A 5,901-nucleotide genomic window follows, 5' to 3' on the forward strand; every position below is an offset into this window, starting at 1 on the left:
GGCTGTGAAACCATTTCTGAAGAGCCCGGTGCGGGAAATCTGCACGCCGGGTTCTGTGGGGGTTGAGGCCACCAATTGGGTGGCCCTTCTACCTGGAGGAAAAGCTGGAGATAACTTCAAAGGCTTACCTATTGCTGACTTTAACGTAAGAAACACTTCGCCCAATTCAGGGTATGTAATTTAAAAGGGGTGATCTAAATGCCAACTTGTCAGAACTGCACCAATAAATGGAACTGGAGACAGACTTTTAAAAAGTCCTTTACATTAACCGGTGGGATGACGTGTCCTTATTGTGGTGAAAAACAATATCTAACTGCGCGTATGAGAAAAAGAAGTACTGTAATTCCTTTTATAATAGTCGCCTTAATAATGTTAGGTAATCTTTTCTTTGGTCCTTCTTATATTGCCGTATTCGCCCTTTTAGGTTTATTACCGCTTGTATTTATAATAAATCCATTCTTTGTTGAATTATCTAATGAGGAGGAACCTCTTTTTTAATGATTCTGCCGCTAACGGGCGCCTATCTGGGATAAGAAAGGGGGCGATAGAGGTTTTCAAGGAGGTTTAACCGAACTGGAAAAGTGATTGCATTCATAGGAATTTGGGTCTTTGCCTTTGGAATTGCATTTAATAAGACGATATTAGGGATTTCAGGCGCCCCAGATTTATTAGCAGCTTTATCGATCCCCTTAATTGTTATTGGTATAATAATGCTGATTACGTCAAATTTTTTTAAAAGAAAACGTGAGAGATAATCTTCCTCAAACGGGCGCGCGCGACAAGTTCCGCTATAAACGCTTTGGAGCGTGAACATGCGGGGAATTGTAATAATAAATTTCAACTTTGCAACGGAGGATGGGAATGATGGAACCATGTTTCCTGAAACCATCCCGTCAACAAATCCTGCATGCGTCAAGGCTGACAGGCTTTGGGGTATGAAGCACAGGTGATTCGGCAGAACGAAGGCTGGAGCCACTCCATGAGAGAAGGTATGCCGACGGATATGCCGCGCGGCTTAAAAACTGGATAGGGTGAGAATGTTCTCACGAAAGGGAACTGACAAACTTCCGAATGTACGGGTCTAGAGTTTGAACATAGGGAAACTTATGTGTCATCCAACGATGACGTGAGTGGTGTAGAGTAAAAATGCGCCCTCTGAAATACGCTATACCGAACAAAGGCGGTATCCAGCTCACAGGCTTAAAGGAAGCACCTACGTCCAGTATGGATAGCTACGTTGTAAGGGACTTGGGAAGCAAGGGACGTTTGAAACAAGGACTGTCATCCGAAACGGTACTATAAGGCATATGCCGAAAGGTATTTATCCTTGTGAAGGTAGGGGTACGACCTATGAATCTTCTGTAATGGAAGTGGAGGAACAGCCCCAAGTCTAGCGAATGGAACGATGGTTTTCCAAGCGTTTATCGCACCGATCGGGTAGGAACGTGGGATTTTCCACAGTGCGAGCTTCAAGGCAAGAGTTTTCTGTTTGGGCAATAGTTTTCCTCTTGTCTGAAGTTGACGAGGAACTTATCATTTATTACATATCGTTAGATGGAGCGTGGAGTGCGGGGAAACCTGCATGCTCCATGTGGAGCAGGGGAAAAGCTGGAGATAATTTCAAAGGCTTACCTATTGCTAACTTTCACGGAATAAGCTTTGCGCCTTATTGCCTCATCGGGCCATATTGCTGAAAAAAGATGGTTGTTTTCTGGTAATATTAAAATATGCTTAATAAGATGATGAGAGGGATTTGGATGCGAAAAACAAGAAAAAATACAGTGTTAAAGGCAATCGGGTTATCTCTAATTTTTACTTTAATCGCTTTTTTTATTGTAGATAATCCAAAGCCAAATACAGCAATTTATTTACTTGTTGTAGGGATTGCCTCGTTTGTAGGACTCAACATAATATCTTTAATCACTTCAAGAGCATATGAGAAGTTTTTGAATGGTAATTAAAAATATCTTTTGATTTTTAAAATTTTCCGCAATCGGGCGCTGTTGCGGAAAAAGTAATCATTGAATTAACGGTGCTAATCAGGAACAATTATTTGTGAATCGAAGTTGTTACAGGGAATCCCATAATTGAATCGTATGTGGAGAGGGGGAAGTTATAGGCTATGAATTCAGCTCAGTTTATCATATCTATTATATTTGTTTTTCCGGCTGTTTCTCTTATAATGGGTGCTCTTGGATATTATATCTTTAAGAATATTTATATAACACCGATAATAATTGCGATAATTGGAGTTATTGCAATCTTCACGGTATTTAATTCCACATTCTGGTTTTGGGCAGTCTTGTATACATTATTATCATTTTTATCTGGATTAATTGGTAAATTATTATCTTCAAAAAAGCCAACCTAAAAATACCTTATATCTAAACCAAACGGGCGCTTTCCTTGAATAAAAAGGCGCCTTTAGAAGAATTAAATATCAAGGGGTTTCAACGATGAATGTTTATTATCACAGTTATTTAAAGTCGCTCAAAAAGAACTTTATGTTAGTAATAATGGCATTGGTTTTGTTAATTCCAACCTTTTTTATATGGGCTGGTGTTCCTTTCTTCATCATTGGGGGGGCAGTGGAAAATATAACCACTAACCCATTACTGGTTTATATAAGTATTTCACTTTCGGGAGGACTTCTGTTTTCTTTATACTTTGTGCCAATCAATTTAAAAGCTGCAAAAAATATGGCAAATACATTGGGTTATGACTTGGTAAAATCACTTATTTGCATACAAACAATATTTATAATAGTATGTTCGGTAATTTTTGGAATAATTTCAAATATCATTATTCGGCTATAGGGCGCAATCCTTGATTAATGATCGGCGTCAGTTTTGGATATAGGGTATTTTGTGTGAATAAAGACAAAAGATATCGTAAGCAAGTCGAAGTGATGGTGAAAAAGATCAATGTGTACAAATTTTGATTTCGTGGTATAATAAACATAGAAAGATTATAAGTGCATACACTAATAAAGACCGCCCATGCTGTTACATGGAGCGGTCGCAATAGACCGAACCCCATCAAGAGGGGTTAGGCAGCAAAAGGAAAAAATAATCCCTCAGCGCCGTTCAAACGCATAGGAGGGGTTATTTTTTATGGTTTTTGTCAGACATAATAAACGCCACCAACATCCCAAAGGATATCATCAGCGTTAGTGCACTAACAATGTCCATTGGCAAGCACCTCCCTCCCTGGGAAGTCTCCCAACGAAGACTAACGGCAGATCGACAGTGCTACCAAACCCCTCATGCGAAGCCAGTCTATTGTATTTTATTATAACATATTGCTATCATTTATACTGTAATTAATGAGGAATTATTTGGCTCCTTTAAACTGAGCATTAATTTAACAACAAATAGTACAAATCATTGTTCAGTAAACGGCCATGTTAGCTTAAAAGGCTTGATCTTACTATACCACAATAGAGCGCAGTTATGGAGCAACACAAGAGGAAAATGATTAAACTGCTGGCTTTTGTTATGATGGGTGTATTAGGTGCTTTATAGCTGGGCTGGAAGAAGCATTTTAGTCATTTTTGATAGGTTGTATGTCCTTTGATATTTAAACTTCTGAGGAGAAACTGTTATGGCAAAGAAGTGTAAGAAAAGTAAAATGCAAAAATCAAAAAATAATATGAACAGCTTTCATAAGCGGATTAAGAATGTATTCGTAGCGGAAGGATTGTACAGCACTTATACGTTTTTTACACTTGGAAAAAACTTTTCATTCATTCATCACTTAACAATGAACACGTTTTTGAGATAACAGAATTAGAACATAACCAACAACAATTACGTGAAGACCTATCTATACCTATGGTTTTGGAAGTAATTCATCTGAAAACTCAAAATCTATTGAGAGATTTTCAACAATATTTTCTACCAAGCATGAAAGAGCTACATGAAGATTTTTGGGGTGAAATATGTCATGATCAAGAAGAATCTCTTTCTGAAAAGGAGAAGAAGATGTTCGATGTTGCTGTGAGTTCAGAAAACGATTTGTTAGGTGAAGACATAGAATTGATAGTAGAACAGCCACTAACTTATAACTATTTTGGGGACCCAGTTGCTTATAGTGAAGATGATCGTCAATGGATTGATTATGATAAGTCACAAGGAAATTTTGAAGCAGCATTAAATATTCATAGGGCTTACTTAAAAGAATAACTCACAAACTAAACCAGCTTCTTTTGGTTATCACAGGTTTACGCAAAAGGGTGCACAGGAATAAGCATTAGCGCCAAAAATTGAATACAAAGGTAAAGGTTAAAATTTGCCATTCATTTAATTCCGCAATATGATCGAGCGCAAGAACGGAATAAAGGGGAGGATGGTTATTCTTGTCAAAAGGATTACTTCATCATATTGAGATATATGTTTCCGATTTAGAAGATCAATTGATTTTTGGGGTTGGTATCTTGAAGAATTAGGGTATAAACCTTTTCAAAAATGGAAAGGTGGACAAAGTTGGAAAATAGGGGATACTTACATAGTTTTTGTTCAAACAGAAGAGCGATTTCTTGATGTTCCATATCATAGATGTAGAACAGGGTTAAATCATTTAGCTCTTCACGCGGACTCGCGCCAACACGTCGATGATATGAATAAGAAATTAAAAGATAAAGGAATTACTATACTTTATACAAAGCAGCATCCATTCGCTGGGGGAGATGACCATTACGCCGTTTATTTTGAAGATCCAGACAGAATAAAAGTAGAACTTGTCGCACCTTAACAGTTTGCGACAAAAGGGCGCTGTTGTGGAACAAACATAAGTGACTAACTAGCAATTGTAGGCCAATTAATAATGGAATACGGATTCGAAAATAAATGGAATGTTAACTTGAAAAGTGATTTGAAAGGGGGGGGATTGATTTATGAATCAGCACCTAGCCTATTTTACTTTAGGGATAGTCATTATATTGATAAGCACGCCTTTAGCGTACACATTAGTTAATGTGTTATATCAAAACCAAAATTTGACTGGTGAATATGTTCCAATTCTGAATGGTTTCATACATTCGTTAATGTTAGTTGGTTTGGTGCTATGTAGCATTGGATTAGTTGCATTCATAAAAAATAAAAAATAATTATTGAATTAACGGGCGCTAATCCGGAACAAAGGACAGCGCCTAAATTGCTATTGTAGGGCCATTATGCAGAACAAATAAGGGGGGGTAAATTATTATGCTATTTAATAATAAAGAACATCCGTGGCGTTTTGCTATCGGAGGTTGGGGGGCATTTGTTGTGGCAACTATTTTGTTTTTAATATTTGATTATAATATATATCTAATGCTTGGTCTTTTAACAGCAGCAATAATTTTAACGATTGGGAACGCTATTTATGTGCTTTACACAAAGTGGAAATCAAAGGAAAGGTAATTTTGGTCATTACCAGATATTAGCTTAAACAAACATTGACAATACAGTATTTTAAGCAAACGGGCGCGCGCGACAAGTTCCGCTATAAACGCTTTGAGGCGTGAACATGCGGGGAATTTTATTGAATTCTAACGTTACAACGGAGGATGGGAATGATGGGACCATGTTTCCTGAAACCATCCCGTCAACAAATCCTGCATGCATCAAGGCAGACAGGCTTTGGGGTATGAAGCACAGGTGATTCGGCAGAACGAAGGCTGAAGCCACTCCATTGGAGAAGGTATACCGACGGATATGCCGCGCGGCTGAAAAACTGGATATGGTGAGAATGTTCTCACGAAAGGGAACTGACAAACTTCCGAATGTACGGGGCTAGCATAAGTTTACGAATTACAGTATAAATTTCCAGTTTTCTCAAAGCTTGAGCGGACTGAGAATGTACTGTATCCCTGTCATAACAGGGCATAGGGAGATGGTAAATAATTGAAAATATGGCTTG

9 protein-coding genes and 1 pseudogene are annotated in these 5,901 nt (G+C 38.0%); 9 read left to right on the plus strand and 1 reads right to left on the minus strand.

Annotated features, from left to right (window positions below):
- Together E4U82_RS20205 and E4U82_RS18995 are read left to right on the plus strand one after the other, a co-directional pair.
- On the plus strand, positions 1 to 184 hold a 184-nt coding region (locus E4U82_RS20205; RefSeq protein ID WP_209300612.1), incomplete at its 5' end, for a hypothetical protein.
- A gap of 14 nt (positions 185 to 198) precedes the next feature.
- Positions 199 to 498 (plus strand): TIGR04104 family putative zinc finger protein, encoded by a 300-nt coding sequence (locus tag E4U82_RS18995; RefSeq protein WP_135111816.1) that lies wholly within the window; start codon positions 199 to 201, stop codon positions 496 to 498.
- 22 nt (positions 499 to 520) lie between these two features.
- Here E4U82_RS18995 and E4U82_RS20085 read toward each other — a convergent pair whose 3' ends face one another.
- The gene (locus E4U82_RS20085; protein ID WP_167751500.1) at positions 521 to 889 is read right to left on the minus strand and encodes a hypothetical protein; all 369 of its coding nucleotides are present in this window, start codon (positions 887 to 889) and stop codon (positions 521 to 523) included.
- Positions 890 to 1,757: 868 nt separating this feature from the next.
- On the opposite strand from E4U82_RS20085, the gene E4U82_RS19000 reads away from it, so the two are divergent.
- From E4U82_RS19000 to E4U82_RS19035, 7 genes and pseudogenes are all read left to right on the plus strand, one after another.
- Entirely contained in the window at positions 1,758 to 1,961 is a 204-nt protein-coding gene (locus E4U82_RS19000) for a hypothetical protein (RefSeq protein ID WP_135111817.1), read from the plus strand.
- A gap of 161 nt (positions 1,962 to 2,122) precedes the next feature.
- Positions 2,123 to 2,371 carry a DUF2651 family protein gene (locus E4U82_RS20720; RefSeq protein ID WP_135111818.1) on the plus strand — a complete coding sequence of 83 codons (249 nt, stop codon included), beginning with the start codon at positions 2,123 to 2,125 and terminating at the stop codon, positions 2,369 to 2,371.
- 85 nt (positions 2,372 to 2,456) lie between these two features.
- Entirely contained in the window at positions 2,457 to 2,816 is a 360-nt protein-coding gene (locus E4U82_RS19010) for a hypothetical protein (protein WP_135111819.1), read from the plus strand.
- A gap of 787 nt (positions 2,817 to 3,603) precedes the next feature.
- The gene (locus E4U82_RS19015) at positions 3,604 to 3,783 is read left to right on the plus strand and encodes a hypothetical protein (protein ID WP_135111820.1); all 180 of its coding nucleotides are present in this window, start codon (positions 3,604 to 3,606) and stop codon (positions 3,781 to 3,783) included.
- A gap of 50 nt (positions 3,784 to 3,833) precedes the next feature.
- On the plus strand, positions 3,834 to 4,184 hold the full coding sequence (locus E4U82_RS19020) for a hypothetical protein (RefSeq protein ID WP_135111821.1): 351 nt from the start codon (positions 3,834 to 3,836) through the stop codon (positions 4,182 to 4,184).
- A 173-nt stretch (positions 4,185 to 4,357) separates the two neighbouring features.
- Positions 4,358 to 4,752, plus strand: a pseudogene (locus E4U82_RS19025) (VOC family protein).
- A gap of 452 nt (positions 4,753 to 5,204) precedes the next feature.
- Entirely contained in the window at positions 5,205 to 5,402 is a 198-nt protein-coding gene (locus tag E4U82_RS19035; protein WP_135111823.1) for a hypothetical protein, read from the plus strand.
- The last annotated feature ends 499 nt before the right edge of the window (positions 5,403 to 5,901 follow it).

It is taken from the genome of Lentibacillus salicampi (assembly GCF_004565465.1).
GTDB classification, from domain to species: Bacteria; Bacillota; Bacilli; order Bacillales; family Amphibacillaceae; genus Lentibacillus; species Lentibacillus salicampi.